The organism is Agrobacterium larrymoorei, from assembly GCF_005145045.1.
GTDB classification, from domain to species: domain Bacteria; phylum Pseudomonadota; class Alphaproteobacteria; order Rhizobiales; family Rhizobiaceae; genus Agrobacterium; species Agrobacterium larrymoorei.
Map to the genome: position 1 here is coordinate 621628 of NZ_CP039692.1, position 20059 is coordinate 641686.

Below are 20059 nucleotides of genomic sequence, written 5' to 3' on the forward strand. Positions count from 1 at the left end.
GGAGACGGCGAAGATCGATTTCTTTATGAGCTGTCAGATCAACGGCGCGACGCTTCCGCAGCCGTCTCACCCACAGACATTGCGCGGGCAAATGGCATCAACTGATAAAGCGCGGAGAGGCCGACGAGGATATAAACGATCTTGGCGAGCGTCGCCTGCTGGCCGCCGAAAAGCGCCGCGACAAGATCGAAATCAGCGATGCCGACAAGCAGCCAATTGATGCCGCCGACGATGATGAGAAAGAGGGTGATGAGGTTTAACACGCGCATGGAATTCTCCTGATTGGGCTTGTGATGGGACCTGCCGAACCGGCCATGCACTTCGTTGTTCCGATCAAATGAACACATGGGCGTGATACGTCGTGAGATGAGAAAATCCTTTGCGCAGAACATCTTGCGCAGATGGTTCGGATCGATAGTGTGTGCGCAGGGGGAACCGCAACAGGAGGCAGGCTGCGGTTTTTTCAACACTCGTAATGACACATTTTCACGCGGAGGAGATTTGAGAATGCAATCGATAGAGCTTTTTATCGGCGGAGATCAGCGCGCCGCATCGGGCGGCAAGCGCTTTGAGCGCAAGAACCCGATCAGCGGCGAAACCGCAACGAGCGCCGCCGCCGCTTCGGTAGATGACGCACGCGCTGCGGCAGATGCGGCAGCAGCGGCCTTTGCGGAATGGTCGAAAACCACGCCGGGTCAGCGCCGCCAGTTGCTTCTGGCTGCGGCGGAAGCTCTGCATGAGGCTGCGCCCGCAATCGTTACCGCAATGAAGGAAGAAATCGGTTCTACCGATGCATGGGCTGGCTTCAACGTGCATCTGGCGCGCGATATGCTGATCGAGGCGGCAAGTCTGACGACACAGATCAAAGGCGAGATCATACCCTCCAACCGCCCCGGTACAACAGCTATGGCGCTGCGCAAGCCGGCAGGCGTCGTCCTGTCCATGGCGCCGTGGAATGCGCCCGTCATTCTCGGCGTCCGGTCGCTTGCCACCCCGCTTGCCTGCGGCAATACGGTGGTGATGAAGACGTCCGAGCTTTGCCCGCGCACCCATGCTCTGGTGGTAGAGGCCATTGCCTCGGCAGGTTTTCCAAAGGGCGTGCTGAACGCCATTTCCAACGCGCCGGAAGATGCGGCAGCGGTGGTGGAAGCCCTGATTGCCCACCCCGCCGTCAAGCGAGTCAACTTCACCGGCTCCACCCGCGTCGGCAAGGTGATTGCGGAAACATCAGGACGTTATCTCAAACCCGCCCTTCTGGAACTTGGCGGCAAGGCGCCCTTCATCGTACTGGATGATGCGGATATCGAAGCCGCCGTGGCCGCTGCTGCCTTCGGCGCCTTCATGAATCAGGGTCAGATCTGCATGTCCACGGAACGGATCATCGTCGTGGACGCCATCGCAGACCAGTTCGTGGAAGCTTTTGCGCGCAAAGTCGATACATTGAAGGCGGGCAATCCCAGCGAAGGCAAAGCGCCTCTCGGCTCGCTCGTCAGCGCAGAAGCCGCGTCGCGCATCAAGACGCTGGTAGAAGACGCGGTTGCCAATGGCGCGAAACTGGTGGCAGGCGGCGGCGGTTCGCAAACCCTGCTGGATGCCACCGCCGTCGATCACGTCACGCCGCAAATGCGGCTTTACACCGAGGAAAGTTTCGGCCCGGTCGTCTCGATCATCCGCACCCGCGATACGGATGACGCGATCAGGATCGCCAACGAAACCGAATTCGGCCTCTCCGCTGCGGTGTTCGGCAAAGATCAGGCGCGCGCGATGGCCGTGGCGGAACGGATTGAAAGTGGCATCTGCCACATCAACGGCCCAACCGTGCATGATGAGGCCCAGATGCCCTTCGGCGGTGTGAAGGCATCCGGCTATGGCAGATTCGGCGGCACCGCCGGTATCGCAGAATTTACCGAACTTCGCTGGGTCACGGTACAAAATGGACCGCTACATTATCCGATCTGAATATCGATAAAAAACACTGAACGAAGCCACGATTCAAGAGCCGCTTGAGAAGGACGGGCGGCTCTTTTCTTTTGAATTCATAAGGAAATTACTGAAACAATACTTAGGCCGGATAAGAGCTTTGGTTCAAGCGAGCGCCTTCGAATCAACAGCTGAGACACCCTTCATCACAGACACGTTTGTTTTGACACTTCGTTAACGCGGGAACCAAAATCGGTTCACCCACGTTGCTTTTCCGAACCTACGGAAGAGGAAGTGCAAAAATGTCAAGTATGGGAAACGGAAAATCCGTACTTTTTTTGGCGGCAGCTTTGTCTTTTGCGGCAGCTACGCCGTCCTTCGCCCTCAGCGTCATCAACCCCGCCTATGCTGGCCAGGCAGGCGCTGACGAAGCGTCCAACACATCGGTTTCCGCTTTCAGCAACGGCGGGGCAACCACAGGCACCGGAAGCATTGTTCTGACGGCGGATGAAATCCAGCATATTCGCTGGTGCGCGGAGCGCTACACGTCCTACCACGCATCTGACAACACCTATGCGAGCCCTGCCGGTGCCCGCGTAGAATGCCGGTCGAAGTGAGCGGGCGCAAAGCACCCGCTCACTGATGCGTGTCGATAGCGGCCAAGGGCAGCAATCGAATTAGAAGTGGTAGTTCAGACCGCCCTTGACGACATTGTCGCTGATATCGGTGTGGTGTGTATTGCCGTTAGAGAATGTGCGAACATCATCCGTCGCAACATAGTTATACTCTACGCGACCGGAAATCTGCTGGTTAAAGCGGTGCTCCACACCGGCACCAACCAGATAACCTTCCTTCATACCATCTGGACCAACAACGCCGGAGCCGTCACGCAGGCTCGTAACGGTCAGACCAGCCGTGCCGTAAACCAGCGTATCGTCCAGCTTCATGCCTGCCTTGGCCTTTGCGGCCACGCGCCAGCGCTCACGCAGGTTGCCATCGGGAACGCCAACCTTGGTATCGCCCAGATGCGAAGCTTCCAGTTCGCCGCCGACGACGACGGAGCCCATATCGTAATTGTAGCCGCCTTGAACGCCGAGCGCGAGGCCCTTGCCGTCACGGAACGGGTTTGCATGCGGCATGGCCGCGCCGACGTGTCCACCTGCATAGGCACCCGTCCAGGACGAGCTTGGCGCTTCGCTATAGGAAGGAGGCGCTTCATAGCTGCCGCTCAGGTCTGCAGCAAAAACCGGGGTTACCGCCATGGATGCCAGTGCGGCAACAACGAGCATTTTGAAATTCTTGGACATCATCTACTCCGTACCAAAGTCCACCCGCTCACGAATGACCGGGATTGCGCATTCAAGGCAACCAGATGCGTTACCCGTCTGATTGCCGTTATGGTCAACATAAGCGCCAAGATATGGCAAAAAAGGAAACTTGGTTAGAATTTAGCTAAAACTTTAACGGCATGGATAACAAAGAGTTAACGCCAAAAATTACCGCCTCGCAGCCGGATGCAAGCGCATCGATACGCTCTGGCGCCATGTCATTGGAACCTTAAGCCTGCCGACCTTGTTTACTAAGTGAACGCTAATCAAGGAGGCACACCATGCCAAACCGTGATCCACTGGACGACACGAATATCGAAAGCCCGCGCGGCCCGACATCCACGCCCGGCATCCCGGATAGGGTACAGGAAAAGCCGCCAGTTCCGCCGGTAAAGGATCCCGGCGATAGCAAAAATCCGAACGATCCGACGCTTAATCCGGCCTTGTTGCCAATCGGCGATCCCGCCGGAGCAGCATAAGGGTTAAAATGTAAATTCCAAAAAGCCGCCGCGCGAGCCGATCGCACGGTGGCTTTTCTATTGCATGATTAAAGCTTCATCCAGTTGCCATTATCTTTTGAAGAACGGATACACGCTTCCACAAACGCAACGCCCTTCACGCCATCATCCACCGTTGGATAGATGACGGCCTTGTCGAGTTCGCTGCCATTGCGCCGCGCATCGATGGCGTTGGCCGCTTCGGTATAGATCGTGGCAAAGGCTTCGAGATAGCCTTCGGGATGGCCGGAGGGGATGCGCGTCACACGCGCAGCCGCATCACCTGCACCCGCGCCGCCGCGGGTGATCAGCTGCTTCGGTTCGCCAAGCTTGGTGAACCACAGATAGTTCGGGTCCGCCTGCGTCCACTCGATCCCGGCCTTGGTGCCGTAAACGCGCACCTTCAGCCCGTTTTCATGCCCAACCGCAACCTGGCTGCACCACAAGAGACCCTTCGCCGCTTGGGCGGAGCCCTTTGCCTTGAAGCGCAACATCACATGGGCATTGTCATCAAGACGACGCCCTTCCACGAAGGTATGCACATCAGCCGCAAGCTCGTCCGCCTCAAGCCCGGAGATGAAGCAGCCGAGATTATAGGCATGCGTGCCGATATCGCCCGTGGAACCGCCCGCGCCGGACTGAGCCGGATCGGTGCGCCACACAGCCTGCTTCGCACCCGTCTGCTCTATTGGCTCTGCCAGCCAGTCCTGCGGATATTCCATCTGCACCAGACGAATGTCACCCAGAACACCGGACTCCACCAGTTCGCGCGCATGGCGCACCATGGGGTAGCCGGTGTAATTATGCGTCAGTACAAATAGAGCATCCGCCTTGTCGGCAACGTCCTTCAGCTTTTTGGCATCTTCCAGATTGGAGGTCAGCGGCTTGTCGCAGATGACATGGATGCCACGTTCCAGAAAGGCTTTCGCCGCCGGGTAGTGGACATGGTTCGGCGTTACGATTGCAACGGCATCGATACCGTCTTCGCGCGCCGCTTCCTTTTCCGCCATTTCCTCGAACGAGCCATAGCAGCGGTCTTCATCGAGGCCCAGTTCCAGGCCGGATGCCCTGGATTTTTCCGGTGTGGAAGACAACGCACCCGCCACCAGTTCGAACCGGTTATCCAGCCGCGCCGCCATGCGGTGAACGCCGCCAATAAACGCACCGCTGCCGCCGCCAACCATGCCCAGGCGAATGCGCTTAGCTGCCTTGTCGGTCGTCTTTCCTTCAATTGCCATGTTATCTCCTCGGTATTACCTGCTTAAAGGCCAAGCATGCGGCGATTGGCAGCATCGTCCGTTCCGCTCGAAGCGAAATCGTCGAAGGCCTTTTCCGTCACGCGAATAATGTGCGCCTTGACGAATTCGGAGCCTTCGGCTGCGCCATCTTCCGGGTGCTTCAGGGCGCATTCCCACTCAACCACTGCCCAGCCTTCGAAATCATTGGCCGCCATCTTGGAGAATACGGCACCGAAATCCACCTGCCCGTCGCCAAGCGAACGGAAGCGTCCGGCACGGTTTACCCAGCCCTGATAACCGCCATATACGCCTTGGCGTCCTGTCGGGTTGAACTCGGCATCCTTGACGTGGAACATCTTGATCCGGTCTTTGTAGATGTCGATATTATCGAGGTAATCCAGGCACTGCAGCACGTAGTGCGAAGGGTCGTAGAGCATGTTGGCGCGCTTATGGTTCTTTACCCGCTCCAGGAACATCTCGAAGGTCACGCCGTCATGCAGGTCTTCGCCGGGGTGAATCTCGTAGCAGATGTCCACACCCTGCTCATCGGCGAAATCAAGGATCGGCGTCCAGCGTCGCGCCAACTCATCGAATGCCGTTTCCACCAGACCGGCGGGGCGCTGCGGCCATGGGTAGATAAAGGGCCATGCCAGCGCGCCGGAGAAAGTGGCGTGGGCATTGATGCCGAGATTACGCGATGCCTTCAGCGCAAGCTTCACCTGCTCGACAGCCCATTCCTGGCGGGCCTTGGGATTGCCACGCACTTCGGGAGCCGCAAAGCCATCGAAGGCTTCGTCATAAGCGGGATGCACGGCCACCAACTGGCCTTGCAGATGGGTTGAAAGTTCGGTGACTTCGACGCCGTTCTGGCGCGCAACGCCCGCAAACTCGTCGCAATAATCCTTGGATTCGGCAGCCTTTTTCAGGTCGATCAGCTGGCCCGCCCATGTGGGCACCTGCACGCCGAGGTAGCCTTTTTCAGCGGCCCATTTGGTGATCCCGTCCCAGCTATTGAAAGGTGCCGCGTCGCCCGCAAACTGACCCAGAAACAAACCGGGACCTTTGATCGTCTTCATATGTCTCTTCCTCCTGTATCGATACAGTTGATCGGATCCAGCCTCCACCGGTCAACGGCGAGTAAGCTAACCACTCCTGAATTTCGTGCAACCCTCAATGACGCTCGCAACATTATTAATTGCGAAGATAGCTGCCCAAGCACCCTGAAGCGGGTCATCTCTTTCCCGTCGCCGCGATAACAACTTCGGGAGCAGACGCCTGATCGCGGGGAAGGAAGAAACTTTTGCGGCCCGGAAGGGTTAGCCGGTTTCACCCCGTGACGATCAGGAGCCCTGACCCATGATAATGACCAGACGCGCAGTCCTAGCCGCCGGTGCCGCTTCCGCAGCCGCAACGCTTCTTTCCACGCCGTCCATTGGCCGGGCCGCGGCCCCTTTCAGCCAACCCGCTCTGCCCTTCAAGGAAGATGCGCTTGCCCCGCACATCTCCGCCAAAACCGTCGGCCTGCATTATGGCAAGCACCACAAGGCCTATTTCGATAAGCTCAACACCCTGTCCAAGGGCACGCCCTATGCTGACATGGAACTGGAACAGATCGTCACCGCATCCTACGGCAAGGAAGCGGACAAGAAGATTTTCAATAACGCCGCACAGGCCTGGAACCATGTCGTTTATTGGGATCAGTTCGTTCCCGGTGGCCCGAAGAGGCCAGAGGGCAAGGCAGCGGAAGAAATCAACGCGGCCTTCGGCGATTATACCAAGTTCATCGAAAAGGCCGTCGCCACATCGGATGAAGTTTTCGGTACGGGCTGGGTCTGGCTGACACGAGACGATGCGGGCAAGATTGCTCTCGTCGGTTATGAGGACGGCAACAACCCCGTCGCCGTCGGTCGCCCGGCTTTCCTCGGCATCGATATCTGGGAGCACGCCTATTATGTCGATTACGAGAACCGCAAGCCGGAACACATCAGGGCCGTTCTGGAAAACCTCGTGAACTGGCGTGTGGTCGGAGACAAGATTTCCGCCGCCTGACGTCGCCGTCGTAGCGCTCCAAAACCGGGCAAGCGCAACCAAAGTTTTAGCGCCTCGTCATGTGACGGGGCGTTCTTCGTATTACAAAAGTAAAGATGAATAGAACGAATTGTCCGACTTATTAGATCGGACAATCATAACATTCTAAAGACAACGCCTAAAATAGTATCAAATCGCATAAAGTTGATTATTTGATCAAAAATCATATGAATCGCTTCAGATGCCCGCTTGAGTATGTAAAGACTTTCTTATAACCACGTTTCATCGGCATTCGCGGGATAAGCGGGCCGGTTACAAAAAATTGGGAGCTCACTTATGAGATACAAACTTGGCCTCATCGCCGCGGCGCTGCTTTCGGCAACATGCTTTGCGCCTGCTGCCGCAAGCGCAAAAACCTTCGTTTATTGCTCTGAAGGTTCGCCGGAAGGTTTCGATCCGGGCCTTTACACCGCCGGCACCACCTTCGACGCTGCTGCGCACACCGTTTACAACCGCCTGCTGGAATTCGAAAAGGGCACCACCAAGCCCATTCCGGGTCTCGCCGAAAGCTGGGAAGTTTCTCAGGACGGCACGGTTTACACCTTCAAGCTGCGCAAGGGTGTAAAGTTCCAGACCACAGAGTTCTTCACGCCGACCCGCGAACTGAACGCCGATGACGTTGTTTTCTCCATCGAGCGCCAGATCAAGACCGACAATCCATGGCACCAGTATGTTCCGGGCACGTCCTGGGAATATGCAGCGGGCATGGGCTTCCCTGAACTGATCAAGTCCGTCGAAAAGGTCGATGACATGACGGTCAAGTTCACGCTGAACCGCCCGGAAGCTCCTTTCCTCGCCAACCTCGCAATGCCTTTCGCTTCGATCATGTCGAAGGAATACACCGACAAGCTCGCCGCTGAAGGCAAGCAGGCTCAGCTGAACCAGATGCCGGTCGGCACCGGTCCGTTCGCCTTCGTCGGTTACCAGCAGGATGCCGTCATCCGCTACAAGGCCAACAAGGACTATTGGGGTGGCGCACCGAAGATCGACGATCTCGTCTTCGCAATCACTACCGACGCTGCCGTTCGTTACCAGAAGCTCAAGGCTGGCGAATGCCACCTGATGCCTTACCCGAACGCAGCTGACGTTCAGTCCATGAAGTCCGACTCCAACCTCAAGGTTCTGGAGCAGGAAGGTCTCAACGTCGCTTACCTCGCCTACAACACCACGCAGGCTCCGTTCGACAAGGTCGAAGTCCGCAAGGCGCTGAACAAGGCCATCAACAAGAAGGCCATCATCGACGCAGTGTTCCAGGGCATGGCAACGCCTGCCAAGAACCCGCTGCCGCCGACCATGTGGTCTTACAACGACAAGATCGAAGACGATACCTACGATCTCGAAGCCGCCAAGAAGATGCTTGCAGATGCAGGCGTGAAGGACCTTTCCATGAAGGTCTGGGCAATGCCGGTTTCGCGTCCATACATGCTCAACGCCCGCCGCGCTGCTGAAATCATCCAGGATGACTTCGCAAAGATCGGCGTGAAGGTTGAAATCGTATCCTACGAGTGGGCCGAATATCTCGACCGCTCCAAGGCGAAGGACCGTGACGGCGCCGTCTTCCTAGGCTGGACCGGCGATAATGGCGATCCGGACAACTTCCTCGACACCCTGCTCGGCTGCGAAGCCGTCGGCGGCAACAACCGTGCGCAGTGGTGCAACAAGGAATTCAATGATCTGGTGAAGAAGGCCAAGGTCACGACCGACCAGGCCGAGCGCACCAAGCTCTACGAAGAAGCTCAGGTTGTCTTCAAGAAGCAGGCTCCTTGGGCCACCATCGACCACTCCCTCTCCATCGTTCCGATGCGCAAGGAAGTGACCGGCTTCGTTCAGAGCCCGCTGGGTGACTTCACGTTCGAAAACGTGGACATCACCGAGTAATAGTCCGACGAATAAAAAGATGCCGCGTGCCTTGTCTCAAGGCGCGCGGCACTTTCGTTCTGAAGCATGCATTCTCCACCTTAGCGCGTCGTCACCCTCGAACGCACACGGCCCGCTAGAACAACAAGAAGCAGACCGAAAAGGTCGCTACTGCCAGCGCATAGGTTCCTCGAAGGAACAGATCGAAGGTTTTTCATGATTGGCTTTCTTGTGCGGCGCATTGCCGTGCTTATCCCGACATTCATCGGGGTTTCCATTATCGCGTTCCTGTTCATCCGGCTTCTGCCGGGAGATCCGGTCGCGCTTCTTTCAGGCGAACGCGTCATGTCGCCAGAGCGCCATGCGCAGATCAGCGCCGCGCTCGGCATGGACCGTCCGCTGGTCATCCAGTATTTCGATTACCTGAAGGGCGTGCTGAGCGGCGATTTCGGCACCTCCATCGTGTCGAAGACCCCCATTCTCAAGCAGTTCATGGCACTATTCCCGGCAACGGTCGAACTGTCCTTCTGCGCGATCATTCTTGCCGTCTTCATCGGCATTCCCGCAGGCGTCATCGCCGCCATCAAGCGCGGATCGATCTTCGATCAGGGCCTGATGGGTGTCGCGCTCGTCGGCTATTCCATGCCGATCTTCTGGTGGGGCCTGCTGCTGATCATCCTGTTTTCCGGCATCCTGCAATGGACGCCGGTTTCGGGCCGCATTTCGCTGATGTTCTTCTTCCCGCCAGTCACCGGCTTCATGCTGATCGACTCGCTGCTATCGGGCCAGAAGGGCGCTTTCTCGTCCGCGCTCAGCCATCTGGCGCTGCCCTCCATCGTGCTGGCCACCATTCCGCTCGCCGTCATTGCGCGCCAGACGCGCTCGGCCATGCTGGAAGTGCTGTCGGAAGATTACGTCCGCACCGCCCGCGCCAAAGGCCTCTCACCTTTCAGAGTGATCGGCATCCACGCGCTGCGCAACGCCATGATCCCGGTCATCACCACCATCGGCCTTCAGGTCGGCGTCATGCTGGCCGGTGCCATCCTCACCGAAACGATCTTCTCCTGGCCGGGCATCGGCAAGTGGATGGTCGATTCCGTCTTCCGTCGCGATTACCCGGTCATTCAGGGTGGTCTGTTGTTGATTGCGGGCATCATCATGGTCGTCAACCTCATCGTTGACCTCCTGTATGGCCTGATCAATCCGCGCATCCGGCACTAAAGGGAGACCCGTTTCATGGCCGATACCGCCATTACCAAAACCGCCGCTCCGGTTTCCTCTTCCGCCATGCGCAAGCAGATGCTGAAGGAATTCTGGTTCTATTTCTCCGAAAACAAGGGCGCCGTCATCGGCCTCTATGTCTTCATCGCACTGGTCATCGTCGCGGTCTTCGCGTCTTTCATCGCCCCGCATTCGCCGTTCCAGCAATATCGTGACGCAGTTCTTCTGCCTCCGGCTTGGATACAGGGCGGAAATATGACGCACATTCTGGGCACGGACCCGGTTGGCCGCGATATCCTCTCGCGCCTGATTTATGGTGCGCAATATTCGCTGTTCATCGGCGTCTTCGTCACCACCCTGTCGCTCACGACAGGCGTCGTCATCGGCGTTATCGCGGGCTATTACCGTGGCTGGCTCGATACGGCGATCATGCGTCTGATGGACATCATCCTCGCCTTCCCGTCGCTGCTTCTGGCGCTCGTTCTCGTCGCCATTCTGGGCCCCGGCCTCACCAACGGCATGATCGCGATTGCGCTGGTTCTCCAGCCGCATTTTGTGCGCCTCACCCGCGCTGCCGTTATGGCGGAGAAGACGAAGGATTACGTGACAGCCTCGCGCCTGGCCGGCGCCGGTCCGCTGCGCCTGATGTTCCGCACCATCCTGCCGAACTGCACCGCACCGCTCATCGTGCAGGCCACGCTGTCCTTCTCCAACGCCATTCTCGATGCGGCGGCGCTGGGCTTCCTCGGCATGGGCGCGCAGCCGCCCGCTCCCGAATGGGGCACCATGCTTGCCGAAGCGCGCGAATTCATTCTGCGCGCATGGTGGGTCGTTACATTCCCCGGTCTTGCCATCCTCATCACCGTTCTCGCCATCAACCTGATGGGCGACGGTCTGCGTGATGCGCTCGACCCGAAACTGAAGAGGTCCTGATATGGCACTTCTGCAAATCGATAATCTCACCGTCGAATTCGAAACCGCAAACGGCTGGTTCCGCGCCGTTGATGGCGTGTCGCTCTCGGTCGATCCGGGTGAAGTTCTCGCCATCGTCGGCGAATCTGGCTCCGGCAAGTCCGTTTCCATGCTGGCCGTTATGGGCCTGCTGCCATGGACGGCTAAGATAACAGCCGACCGTATGCTGTTTCAGGGCAAGGACATCCAGAAGCTCAGCGCGGCAGAGCGCCGCAAGCTGATCGGCAAGGATGTCGCCATGATCTTTCAGGAGCCGATTGCAAGCCTCAACCCTTGCTTCACCGTCGGCTTCCAGATCGAGGAAGTCCTGCGCATCCACATGGGTCTCGATAAAAAGGCCCGCCGCGCCCGCGCCATCGAGCTGTTCAAGCTCGTCGGCCTGCCAGACCCCGAAGAGCGCCTGAAGCACTTCCCGCACCAGATGTCTGGTGGCCAGTGCCAGCGCGTCATGATCGCGATTGCCATTGCCTGCAATCCGAAGCTCCTGATTGCCGACGAGCCGACCACCGCGCTAGACGTGACGATCCAGAAGCAAATCCTCGATCTCATCATGCGCCTTCAGGCCGAAAACGGCATGGGCCTCATCATGATCACCCATGACATGGGCGTGGTTGCGGAAACGGCGGACCGTGTCGTGGTGCAGTACAAGGGGCGCAAGATGGAGGAGGCCGACGTGCTGACCCTCTTCGAAAACCCCAAGAGCAACTATACGAAGGCGCTTCTGGCAGCGCTGCCGGAAAACGCGACGGGTGATCGCCTGACCACCGTTTCGCAGTTCTTCGACGGTACGCCAACCCCTGCCTTGGGCGCCGCGCCTACGGGAGAAACGGCATGACCGACAACAAAACCATGCTCGAAATCCGCAACATGAAGCGGGATTATCACATCCCCGGCGGGTTCATGAAGAAGAGCAAGACGGTTCACGCCGTCAAGGGCGTGTCCTTCAAGCTCGAAACCGGCAAGACGCTGGCCATCGTTGGCGAAAGCGGCTGCGGCAAGTCCACCCTTGCCCGCATGCTCACTTTCATTGATGAGCCGACCTCCGGCGAACTCTTCATCGATGGAGAGAAGATGGACACACGCCCCGGCCACCTGACGCCGGAAATGCGCCAGAAGGTGCAGATCGTGTTCCAGAACCCATACGGCTCGCTCAACCCGCGCCAGAAGATCGGCGATGTGCTGGGTGAATCGCTTCTCATCAACACCAAAATGTCCGCCGCCGAACGCCGTGAAAAGGCAACCGACATGCTGGTGCGCGTCGGCCTCGGCCCGGAACATTATAACCGCTACCCACACATGTTCTCAGGCGGCCAGCGCCAGCGTATCGCCATTGCGCGCGCGCTGATGCTGAACCCCAAGCTGCTGGTGCTGGACGAGCCTGTCTCCGCACTCGACCTTTCGGTGCAGGCGCAGGTGCTGAACCTGCTTGCAGACCTTCAGGACGAATTCGGCCTCACCTACGTCTTCATCAGCCACGACCTCTCGGTCGTCAAATACATCGCCGATGAAGTCATGGTGATGTATTTCGGCGAAGCGGTGGAATACGGCACCCGAGAGGAAGTCTTCTCCAACCCGCAGCACAGCTACACCCGCACCCTCTTCGCCGCGACCCCCAAAGCCGACGTGGAATCCATCCGCGCCCGCATGGCCGCCAAGGCGATGGCGAAAGTTGGTTGATAAGACCAAGCCCCGGAGCGATCCGGGGCTTTTTTCTTGAATGCTTAAGCAGAAAAAGGACGGCTTATTCCTCTAAGCCGCCCCTCGCCCAGGCAACCCACTCTTTGTGCGTCCATGCAACGACGCGCGCCTCTAAAGCGAAGCCCCGCCGCAAACCAAAATCTCCTGTCCGGTTATCGAAGCCGCGTCGTCCGAAAGCAGAAATGCCGCCAGTGCCGCCACTTCCTGTGGTTTCACCAATCGTCCGATAGGCGGCATCTTGGGTGCGACATTGCTGCGTTTCGGGTCTTTCAGCATTGGCGTGTCGGTCGCGCCGGGCGAAACGACGTTGACGGTCACGCCACGCGGGGCAAGTTCTATTGCGCAGGAGCGGGCGAGGCCGACCATGGCTGCCTTGCTGGCGGCATATTGCGCGCGGGATGCGGAACCGCGTGCAGTTCGGCTTCCAATGAGGACGATCCTTCCACCATCTTTCAGACGCGGGACGAGCCTGTCGATCAACTGCGTCGATGCCTCCACATGCAGCCGCCACATGGCTTGGCCGTCATCCAGATCAAGCGAACCGACAGAGCCGACACGCAAAATTCCTGCCGCATGAACCAGCGCATCCAGCGTGCCGATGCTGCCTAACGCCTCTTCCAGTGCGGCGCGGTCCGAGAGGTCTACGGCAATGAAGGAGAACCGGGCGTGGCTGATCTCCGGCCTGGACCGGCTCATGCCGATCACATTCCAGCCAGCATCCAGCAATTTGAGAGCGGTTTCCGCTCCAATCCCGGAGCTTGCGCCCGTCACCAGCGCAAATTTCTCTTCGTTTCTCTCCGTCATGCACCTCACTCCCTATGCCATGCGTCGTGTCGTCATTAGTAGATGGTCGGCAAACCCTCATGCTTCTTGAACTGCGGCAGTTCGAAAGCCCTGTGCTCGATAGCGTCGATCAGCTTCTGCACTGTGGTTGGCAGTGGCAGGCCCGTTGCGGTGATCACGCCCCAATAGAAAGGAATGTGGAAGTCCAGCGGCAGCACGGTCAGGCCATCGATTGGCAGCCCGACCATCGTTGTGGATTCGACCACAGCAACACCAAGGCCGTTTCGCGCCAGCGAAAGCGAAACATAGGTCGCGTTGCTGTCGATAACGCCAGCAGGCGCAACACCGCGATCCTTCAATGCCTTATCGATGCGCATCCGCAGGCGGTACGGATTGGCCGAGGCGAGAAGCCGACGGTCTGACAGGTCCGAAGCCTTGATAATGTCCTTCTGCGCAAGTGGATCGCCCGATGCAACCACCGCCACGCACGGAACTTCGCCGATCCAATGCACATCCACACCGGGATTGTCGAGCGGCAGGCTGGCGATGCCGACATCCGCCGTGCGCGCAACAACGGCCTGAACCACGTTTTCTGATGCCGTACTTTGCAAATGCACATGCTGTGGAAAGGTATCGGCAGGAAGATCGCGCAGCGCCAGCGGCACCACGCTTGCCGCAAGTGCAGGAATTGCAGCAAGCTCGATTGCACCGGCCTGCGTCTGCTCGATTTCCCGCGCCTTTTCGCTGATCGTGCGCAAGCCGCCGAGAAACAGTTCTGCCTGCGCAAAGAACGTCACGCCTTTTTCGGTCGGCGCTATGCGCGGGCCGTTGCGGTGCAGCACCGCAAAGCCGAGTTCCTGTTCCAGTTCCTGAATAAGCCTTGTTACGACGGGCTGGGATTTGCCAAGCGCCTTGGCCGCCCCCGTCATGCTACCGATGGACATGACGGCCACGAAGGCCTCCAGTTGGCGTGTATCAAGGTAATCCGGTGGCATCGAAACTCCTGAAGTCGCCGCTGTCGATGAATGTCTCCACCATCGTCTTATACGGTCTTATATCGATCCCGTTTTTAGAGAGCCATTCCGGATTATAATAGGTAGCCGCATAGCGATCTCCGCTGTCGCAGATGAGAGACACCAGCGAGCCCTCCCGGCCTTCTTTCAGCATTGCCGCCGCAATCCAGCACAGGCCGAAGAAGTTGGTGCCCGTGGAGCCGCCGACACGGCGGAACAGCCGCTCCGAAAGCACATGCATGGCGGCAATGGAGGCGGCATCCGGTATCTTGATCATGTGATCGATCACGCCCGGAATGAAAGACGGTTCCACCCGTGGGCGACCGACGCCTTCGATGCGAGAGGGCGTCGGGCAGGTCACGTTCCGGTCGCCTGACATGTAGGAGGCGTAGAAGGCGGAATGCTCCACATCCACCACGCAGAGCCGCGTGGAAAGATTGCGATAGCGAATGTAGCGGCCAATCGTTGCGGATGTGCCGCCGGTTCCGGCATTCATCACCACCCATTCCGGTTCCGGGTGCTCCTCGCTCTTCATCTGGTCGAAGATGGATTCGGCAATATTGTTGTTGCCGCGCCAGTCGGTGGCCCGCTCAGCATATGTGAACTGGTCGAGATAATGGCCGTCCGCCTCCGCAGCCAGCCGCTCCGCCACCGTGTACACTTCGGCAGGGCTATCGACGAAATGGCAGCGCCCGCCAAAGCGCTCGATGGCCTCCACCTTCTGCTTGCTGGTGGAATGCGGCATGACGGCTATGAATGGCAGATCGAGAAGATGCGCGAAATAGGCTTCGCTGACGGCGGTGGAGCCGGATGAGGCTTCTACCAGCGTCGTTCCCTGCCGGATTTTGCCGTTGCAGATGCCATAGAGGAACAGCGAGCGCGCAAGGCGGTGCTTGAGGCTGCCTGTCGGATGCGTGGATTCATCCTTCAGGTAGATCGATATGCCGCGCAGCCCCTTGAACACCGGCTTTACCAGATGCGTGTCGGCAGATCGCCGCCCATCGCCCTGAAGAATGCCGATGGCGCGGCGCGCCCATTCCCGGTCTTCGCAGGCGGGCAGCGGTGTGATTGGTGGCGTGGATAGGCACTCATGCATGATGCTCGACCCCCGTTATTTCGGCAGGCCTTAATCCAATTGCGCACCTATTTCGAATTTGCGCATAATTGCCATTTTCCATAAAAATATGCTCCACGAAGAACCTATCTTGGAACTTTGTTCCACAGATTTGTCCTATCGTAGAAAACGTCATTTGCAAAGTGGGTACCTTCTTCACTCAGGCGAAGAACGACCGGATTTTCCGCTTCGAACCTGCTCCACTCGCCCGCCGGTGTCATTGGCGGATCGTCGCGAATGAAGGATGTCCAGACATTATGGACCATCTTCGCATAGTCCGGATCGGCAGGTCGCTGCCGCTCCGGCAAGTGGCTTAAATCCATTCCTTGTCGATACCAGACGTGGCCGACTTCCGCGCCGTGGGGCGCACCCAGTTCGTCCGCCTCCAGTTCTCCGAAGAGATATTTATAGACCGGCTGGTGGCGGGCGTGCAGCGCGGCGAAACGGGTGGTTGGATTCTGGAAAACGAGATCGCCAGCGACCGCGCGCCAGATGCCGATGGGCGTGTGGTCTGGCAGCGCCTGACGGTAGCGATCCACGATTTCTGAACCGCTAAGTCCCAGCGGTCGGACCCGTTCATGCAGCAGGCGGGCCGCGTCCTCGAAGCTCATATCTTTCGGCTGTGCAGTCGCATGCGTTACATATTCTCCTGTCGTGCAGCCGATCATCATCGGCACCTGCGCAACCGCACCCTTTGCGGCCAGATTTTCCGGGTGATCAGGCAGGGAGGTACCATCGATGACCGGTACGAAGGGCACGCCGAGCATCGATGGGGAGCCGTCCCGCTCGAAATCATGCTGCTCATAGGATTCGTTGCAGAGATCGCGCTGCGCGATCAGCAGAGTTTCAAGCGACAGGTCGATCAGTTCCGAAGTCGTAACCTGCAAGCGTTCGAGCAGACGGTGCGTCAGCTTGCGGGCATCATCCGAGGTTGAAAGTCCGGTGCTGGCACCGCTCTGCGGCATCGCCTTGGCAAAAAGGCCTTTTGCCTGCGGCATCGCCATCACTGCTGCAATCGAAAATCCGCCTGCGGAGCGCCCGGCAAAGGTAACGCGGTTCGGGTCACCACCGAATGCGGCAATATTGTCCCGCACCCATTCCAGTGCGGCTATCTGGTCCAGCAAGCCCCGGTTATCCGGGAAGCCATCGAGATGCAGAAAGCCCAGCGCTCCGAGGCGGTAATTGACGGTCACTTCCACGATGCCGCTTGCCGCGAATGCACCACTTTGCAGCACAGGCTCGTTGGCCGAACCAACTGCGTAACCACCGCCATGAATCCAGACCAGAACTGGCGCCTTGCCTTGCAAGGAAGGTGTGCGGATGTTGACTGTGAGAAAGTCCGTTCCAAACTCCAGATTGGAGGCGGCGGCTCTTCCCACCGGTCCATAGGTCGGGATTTGCGGGCAGACAGGGCTTAATTCCCGTGCCGGGCGAATGCCTTTCCATGATGCGACGGGCTGCGGAGCCATAAACCGCCGCTCGGGAATGATCGGCGCGGCATAGGGCACGCCGAGAAAGGCGAGGCATCCATTTTCTTCAAAGCCGACCACCCGTCCAGCGCTGGTTTCCACAATCATCAGAATGCCCTGCGCAGGCCGATGAGCTTTTCGACCAGAACGACCACAACGATGGAGATCAGAATGAGGATAACCGAAAGTGCCGCGATCTGCGGATCGGTGGAATATTCCAGATAATGATAGATTTCCGTCGGCAGCGTCGAGGATTTGACCGAGACGATGAAGAGCGAAATCGTCGCCTCATCGAAGGAAATCAGGAAGGCGATGACTGCGCCCGCAATCAAGCCGGGCCGCACAAGAGGCAGTGTAATGCGCCAGAACACCATTGCGGGCGAAGCGCCATGCACCAAAGCCGCTTCCTCCACACGCGTATCCACCGCCATCAGGCTCATGGTAATGGTACGCACCGTGTAAGGAATGGTGATTCCGAGGTGCGCCAGAACGATGCCGGGGTAACTATCCAGCAGCCCAAGCGGCGCGATGACCAGCATGATGCCCACGGCCAGAACGATGTGCGGAACCAGAAAAGGCGCGAGGATCAGGAAGTTGACGGCGTCCTTGCCGCGGAATTTGTAGCGGACCAGCGAAAAAGACAGCAACATACCCGACACCACCGCCGCAAAGCCGACGATAAGGCCGATGAACAGGCTGCGCCAGAATGCCGAAATGAACTTGGCGTTTGCGAACACCTTGGCATAGGAGCCGAAGGAAAAGCTTTCCGGCGGGAAGGCAAGATATTGCCGTGTGTCGAAGGAGATGATGAACACGACGATGATCGGCGCCAGCAGGAAAAGATAGAGCAGTACGATCAGCGTTTTCCAGGCGATTTGACCGAGTAGATTTCTGTTCTGCATGGCCGCCTCACGCCTCCAGAGAGCGCAGGGCGCGCTGGTAGATGACGATGATGCTGCTGAACAGAAGCAGAAGCAAAACGGAAAGTGCCGCTGCCAGCGGCCAGTTCAGCGTTACAGTAGCCTCGTTGAATACCTCCGTGCCCAGCACGAACACGCGTCCACCGCCCATCAGGCGCGGCGTTACGAAGGCGGAGATCGCCAGCACGAAGACCAGCAGCGCCGCCGTCAATACGCCGGGCAGGCTGAGGGGCAGAATGATGCGCGTAAAGACCTTGAGGCGGTTTGCGCCCAGCATGGCGGCAGCCTCTTCAAGCTGCGCATTCAGCCGCCCGAAACCGCTGAGCATAGCAAGAATGGCGTAAGGCATCAGAATTTCGACGAGCGCGACGGTCGCGCCGAAGCTGTTATTCGTCAGCCGGATGACGCTATCGGTGATCGATAGCGATTGAAGCGTGCTGTTGATCACGCCCTTGTCGCCCAGAATGACCATCCAGCCATAGGTGCGAACAACGGATGATGTCAGCAGCGGCGCAACGGCAAGTGCCGTCAGAACGCCACGCCATCTGCTCTGTGTGCGCACGAGAAACAGCGCAATCGGATAGGAGAGGATGACGGAAAAGATCGCCACGTTGAAGCCAAGAACGAGCGTGTTCCAGGCGACGCGCCAGTAGAACGGATCGAAGATGACGGTGCTGTAGGAAGTCAGCGTCCAGTCACCGCCGCTGAACGCACCGATGGTGGAAGAGGCAAACGAAGCGCGAAACAGCCAGATCAGCGGCAGTACGAAAGTCACGACAAGTGCCGCAAGCCCCGGCAAAAGCAACAGCAGCAACACGCTGCGCGGTGCGCCGGATGTCTGACTGCCAGCATGCGCCGGTGCGGTAGCCGCGCCCATCAGGCCGCTCCCACGACGGTTACGTCTTGTGGGGAAACGGCGAGCGCGATCTCATCGCCCTTTTGTGGAAGGGCACCGGCATGGGTCGGCAGGTCCGCCCGCAAAAGCTTTTCCCCGCAGCGAACGCTCAGGCTCAAAAGCTGGCCGCGATAAACGATGTGCTCGACAATGCCCTTGAAATTATTGGTGCTATCGGATTGCTCCGCTACCCGCAGGCGGTGCGGGCGTATCATCAGCTTCACCCGGCTGCCCACCGGCACATCGCCAATGAAGCGCAATGTCTGGAGGTCCTCCACCATGGCAAGCCCGGTCTCCACCACCTTGCCCTCGAAGAAGGTGCCCGCGCCGATGAAGGATGCGACGAATTCCGTCTGCGGACGGTCGAATATCTCGCGCGGCGTGCCGATCTGCTCCAGCCGCCCGGCAGACATCACCGCCAGACGGTCGGCCATGGAAAGCGCTTCGTCCTGATCATGCGTCACAAAGATTGCCGTGACGCCGGTGCGTGCCTGAATTTCGCGGATTTCATCGCGCATTTCGTCGCGCAATTTCGCATCGAGATTGGAGAGCGGCTCATCCAGCAAAAGCAGCTTCGGCTCGATCACCAGTGAGCGCGCAATGGCGGCGCGCTGTTGCTGCCCGCCAGAAAGCTGCGCCACCTTGCGGTCGCCAAGCCCTGTTAGCTTGACCAGATCGAGCGCCCTGTTGACGCGCTCTTCCCGCTCCGCGCGGCCAATCTTGCGCATCTCCAGCCCGAAGGAGATGTTCTGCGCCACTGTCATATGCGGAAACAGGGCATAGGCCTGAAAGACCATGCCCATGTTGCGCTTATAGACCGGAACGGACGATACATCGCGCCCGTCCACTGTGATTGTACCCGATGTCGGATCGATCAGGCCTGCGATCATGCGCAGGATCGTGGTCTTGCCGCAGCCGGAAGGCCCCAGCAGCGCCAGCATCTCGCCGCGTGGAAGCGAGAAGCTGACATGATCCACAGAGGGTTTCTGGGCACCCGGATAGGTCTTTACCAGATTGTCGATGATGACGTGATGGTCGGCCATGGG

20 protein-coding genes are annotated in these 20059 nt (G+C 58.6%); 9 read left to right on the forward strand and 11 right to left on the reverse strand.

Annotated elements, in window-relative coordinates; genetic code table 11:
- Positions 1 to 38 precede the first annotated feature (38 nt).
- The gene (locus CFBP5473_RS17165; RefSeq protein WP_027675045.1) at positions 39 to 269 is read right to left on the reverse strand and encodes a DUF378 domain-containing protein; all 231 of its coding nucleotides are present in this window, start codon (positions 267 to 269) and stop codon (positions 39 to 41) included.
- 238 nt (positions 270 to 507) lie between these two features.
- Between CFBP5473_RS17165 and CFBP5473_RS17170 the strand changes: the two genes are divergently transcribed.
- Together CFBP5473_RS17170 and CFBP5473_RS17175 are read left to right on the forward strand one after the other, a co-directional pair.
- Entirely contained in the window at positions 508 to 1959 is a 1452-nt protein-coding gene (locus CFBP5473_RS17170; protein ID WP_027675044.1) for an aldehyde dehydrogenase, read from the forward strand.
- Between the two features lie 263 nt (positions 1960 to 2222).
- Positions 2223 to 2537, forward strand: a complete 315-nt coding sequence (locus CFBP5473_RS17175; protein ID WP_027675043.1) for a BA14K family protein — start codon at positions 2223 to 2225, stop codon at positions 2535 to 2537.
- 60 nt (positions 2538 to 2597) lie between these two features.
- Here CFBP5473_RS17175 and CFBP5473_RS17180 read toward each other — a convergent pair whose 3' ends face one another.
- Positions 2598 to 3230: an outer membrane protein gene (locus CFBP5473_RS17180; protein WP_234881849.1), complete on the reverse strand. Its 633-nt coding sequence runs from the start codon at positions 3228 to 3230 to the stop codon at positions 2598 to 2600.
- Between the two features lie 299 nt (positions 3231 to 3529).
- Between CFBP5473_RS17180 and CFBP5473_RS17185 the strand changes: the two genes are divergently transcribed.
- Complete coding sequence (locus CFBP5473_RS17185; protein WP_027675041.1) at positions 3530 to 3727, forward strand: hypothetical protein; 198 nt, start codon at positions 3530 to 3532, stop codon at positions 3725 to 3727.
- Positions 3728 to 3795: 68 nt separating this feature from the next.
- Here the strand turns inward: CFBP5473_RS17185 and CFBP5473_RS17190 are convergent, their stop codons facing one another.
- Together CFBP5473_RS17190 and CFBP5473_RS17195 are read right to left on the reverse strand one after the other, a co-directional pair.
- Positions 3796 to 4983, reverse strand: coding sequence for a Gfo/Idh/MocA family protein (locus CFBP5473_RS17190; RefSeq protein ID WP_027675040.1), 1188 nt, complete (start codon positions 4981 to 4983; stop codon positions 3796 to 3798).
- A 23-nt stretch (positions 4984 to 5006) separates the two neighbouring features.
- Positions 5007 to 6059, reverse strand: a complete 1053-nt coding sequence (locus CFBP5473_RS17195; RefSeq protein WP_027675039.1) for a sugar phosphate isomerase/epimerase family protein — start codon at positions 6057 to 6059, stop codon at positions 5007 to 5009.
- Between the two features lie 280 nt (positions 6060 to 6339).
- Here CFBP5473_RS17195 and CFBP5473_RS17200 point away from each other — a divergent pair, with 280 nt between their 5' ends.
- The 6 genes from CFBP5473_RS17200 to CFBP5473_RS17225 all read left to right on the forward strand — a co-directional run bounded on the left by CFBP5473_RS17200 (position 6340) and on the right by CFBP5473_RS17225 (position 12798).
- Positions 6340 to 7032, forward strand: coding sequence for a superoxide dismutase (locus CFBP5473_RS17200; RefSeq protein ID WP_027675038.1), 693 nt, complete (start codon positions 6340 to 6342; stop codon positions 7030 to 7032).
- 315 nt (positions 7033 to 7347) lie between these two features.
- Positions 7348 to 8949, forward strand: coding sequence for an ABC transporter substrate-binding protein (locus CFBP5473_RS17205; protein ID WP_027675037.1), 1602 nt, complete (start codon positions 7348 to 7350; stop codon positions 8947 to 8949).
- 195 nt (positions 8950 to 9144) lie between these two features.
- Complete coding sequence (locus tag CFBP5473_RS17210; RefSeq protein WP_027675036.1) at positions 9145 to 10149, forward strand: ABC transporter permease subunit; 1005 nt, start codon at positions 9145 to 9147, stop codon at positions 10147 to 10149.
- Positions 10150 to 10164: 15 nt separating this feature from the next.
- Positions 10165 to 11082, forward strand: coding sequence for an ABC transporter permease subunit (locus CFBP5473_RS17215; protein WP_027675035.1), 918 nt, complete (start codon positions 10165 to 10167; stop codon positions 11080 to 11082).
- Position 11083: 1 nt separating this feature from the next.
- Positions 11084 to 11956, forward strand: a complete 873-nt coding sequence (locus CFBP5473_RS17220; protein ID WP_084631601.1) for an ABC transporter ATP-binding protein — start codon at positions 11084 to 11086, stop codon at positions 11954 to 11956.
- Complete coding sequence (locus tag CFBP5473_RS17225) at positions 11953 to 12798, forward strand: dipeptide ABC transporter ATP-binding protein (RefSeq protein WP_027675034.1); 846 nt, start codon at positions 11953 to 11955, stop codon at positions 12796 to 12798. Before CFBP5473_RS17220 ends, CFBP5473_RS17225 begins: the two co-directional genes overlap by 4 nt.
- A 132-nt stretch (positions 12799 to 12930) precedes the next feature.
- On the opposite strand, the gene CFBP5473_RS17230 is transcribed toward CFBP5473_RS17225, so the two are convergent.
- The 7 genes from CFBP5473_RS17230 to CFBP5473_RS17260 all read right to left on the reverse strand — a co-directional run bounded on the left by CFBP5473_RS17230 (position 12931) and on the right by CFBP5473_RS17260 (position 20056).
- On the reverse strand, positions 12931 to 13623 hold the full coding sequence (locus tag CFBP5473_RS17230) for an SDR family NAD(P)-dependent oxidoreductase (RefSeq protein ID WP_027675033.1): 693 nt from the start codon (positions 13621 to 13623) through the stop codon (positions 12931 to 12933).
- A gap of 35 nt (positions 13624 to 13658) precedes the next feature.
- The gene (locus CFBP5473_RS17235) at positions 13659 to 14597 is read right to left on the reverse strand and encodes a LysR family transcriptional regulator (protein ID WP_037170895.1); all 939 of its coding nucleotides are present in this window, start codon (positions 14595 to 14597) and stop codon (positions 13659 to 13661) included.
- Positions 14578 to 15711 (reverse strand): PLP-dependent cysteine synthase family protein, encoded by a 1134-nt coding sequence (locus CFBP5473_RS17240; RefSeq protein ID WP_051441243.1) that lies wholly within the window; start codon positions 15709 to 15711, stop codon positions 14578 to 14580. The genes CFBP5473_RS17235 and CFBP5473_RS17240 overlap by 20 nt, the downstream gene beginning before the upstream one ends.
- Before the next feature lie 104 nt (positions 15712 to 15815).
- Positions 15816 to 17306, reverse strand: coding sequence for a carboxylesterase/lipase family protein (locus CFBP5473_RS17245; RefSeq protein ID WP_037170894.1), 1491 nt, complete (start codon positions 17304 to 17306; stop codon positions 15816 to 15818).
- Positions 17306 to 18100 (reverse strand): ABC transporter permease, encoded by a 795-nt coding sequence (locus CFBP5473_RS17250; RefSeq protein ID WP_027675031.1) that lies wholly within the window; start codon positions 18098 to 18100, stop codon positions 17306 to 17308. The genes CFBP5473_RS17245 and CFBP5473_RS17250 overlap by 1 nt, the downstream gene beginning before the upstream one ends.
- A 7-nt stretch (positions 18101 to 18107) precedes the next feature.
- Positions 18108 to 18995, reverse strand: coding sequence for an ABC transporter permease (locus CFBP5473_RS17255; RefSeq protein ID WP_027675030.1), 888 nt, complete (start codon positions 18993 to 18995; stop codon positions 18108 to 18110).
- A complete protein-coding gene (locus CFBP5473_RS17260) occupies positions 18995 to 20056 on the reverse strand; it encodes an ABC transporter ATP-binding protein (RefSeq protein ID WP_027675029.1) in 1062 nt (353 codons plus the stop codon). Before CFBP5473_RS17260 ends, CFBP5473_RS17255 begins: the two co-directional genes overlap by 1 nt.
- Between the last annotated feature and the right edge of the window lie 3 nt (positions 20057 to 20059).

Coding starts and splice junctions, on each gene's coding strand:
- CFBP5473_RS17165 (WP_027675045.1), bottom strand. CDS start 269: ATGCGCGTGTTAAACCTCATCACCCTCTTTCTCATCATCGTCGGCGGC.
- CFBP5473_RS17170 (WP_027675044.1), top strand. CDS start 508: ATGCAATCGATAGAGCTTTTTATCGGCGGAGATCAGCGCGCCGCATCG.
- CFBP5473_RS17175 (WP_027675043.1), top strand. CDS start 2,223: ATGTCAAGTATGGGAAACGGAAAATCCGTACTTTTTTTGGCGGCAGCT.
- CFBP5473_RS17180 (WP_234881849.1), bottom strand. CDS start 3,230: ATGATGTCCAAGAATTTCAAAATGCTCGTTGTTGCCGCACTGGCATCC.
- CFBP5473_RS17185 (WP_027675041.1), top strand. CDS start 3,530: ATGCCAAACCGTGATCCACTGGACGACACGAATATCGAAAGCCCGCGC.
- CFBP5473_RS17190 (WP_027675040.1), bottom strand. CDS start 4,983: ATGGCAATTGAAGGAAAGACGACCGACAAGGCAGCTAAGCGCATTCGC.
- CFBP5473_RS17195 (WP_027675039.1), bottom strand. CDS start 6,059: ATGAAGACGATCAAAGGTCCCGGTTTGTTTCTGGGTCAGTTTGCGGGC.
- CFBP5473_RS17200 (WP_027675038.1), top strand. CDS start 6,340: ATGATAATGACCAGACGCGCAGTCCTAGCCGCCGGTGCCGCTTCCGCA.
- CFBP5473_RS17205 (WP_027675037.1), top strand. CDS start 7,348: ATGAGATACAAACTTGGCCTCATCGCCGCGGCGCTGCTTTCGGCAACA.
- CFBP5473_RS17210 (WP_027675036.1), top strand. CDS start 9,145: ATGATTGGCTTTCTTGTGCGGCGCATTGCCGTGCTTATCCCGACATTC.
- CFBP5473_RS17215 (WP_027675035.1), top strand. CDS start 10,165: ATGGCCGATACCGCCATTACCAAAACCGCCGCTCCGGTTTCCTCTTCC.
- CFBP5473_RS17220 (WP_084631601.1), top strand. CDS start 11,084: ATGGCACTTCTGCAAATCGATAATCTCACCGTCGAATTCGAAACCGCA.
- CFBP5473_RS17225 (WP_027675034.1), top strand. CDS start 11,953: ATGACCGACAACAAAACCATGCTCGAAATCCGCAACATGAAGCGGGAT.
- CFBP5473_RS17230 (WP_027675033.1), bottom strand. CDS start 13,623: ATGACGGAGAGAAACGAAGAGAAATTTGCGCTGGTGACGGGCGCAAGC.
- CFBP5473_RS17235 (WP_037170895.1), bottom strand. CDS start 14,597: ATGCCACCGGATTACCTTGATACACGCCAACTGGAGGCCTTCGTGGCC.
- CFBP5473_RS17240 (WP_051441243.1), bottom strand. CDS start 15,711: ATGCATGAGTGCCTATCCACGCCACCAATCACACCGCTGCCCGCCTGC.
- CFBP5473_RS17245 (WP_037170894.1), bottom strand. CDS start 17,306: ATGATTGTGGAAACCAGCGCTGGACGGGTGGTCGGCTTTGAAGAAAAT.
- CFBP5473_RS17250 (WP_027675031.1), bottom strand. CDS start 18,100: ATGCAGAACAGAAATCTACTCGGTCAAATCGCCTGGAAAACGCTGATC.
- CFBP5473_RS17255 (WP_027675030.1), bottom strand. CDS start 18,995: ATGGGCGCGGCTACCGCACCGGCGCATGCTGGCAGTCAGACATCCGGC.
- CFBP5473_RS17260 (WP_027675029.1), bottom strand. CDS start 20,056: ATGGCCGACCATCACGTCATCATCGACAATCTGGTAAAGACCTATCCG.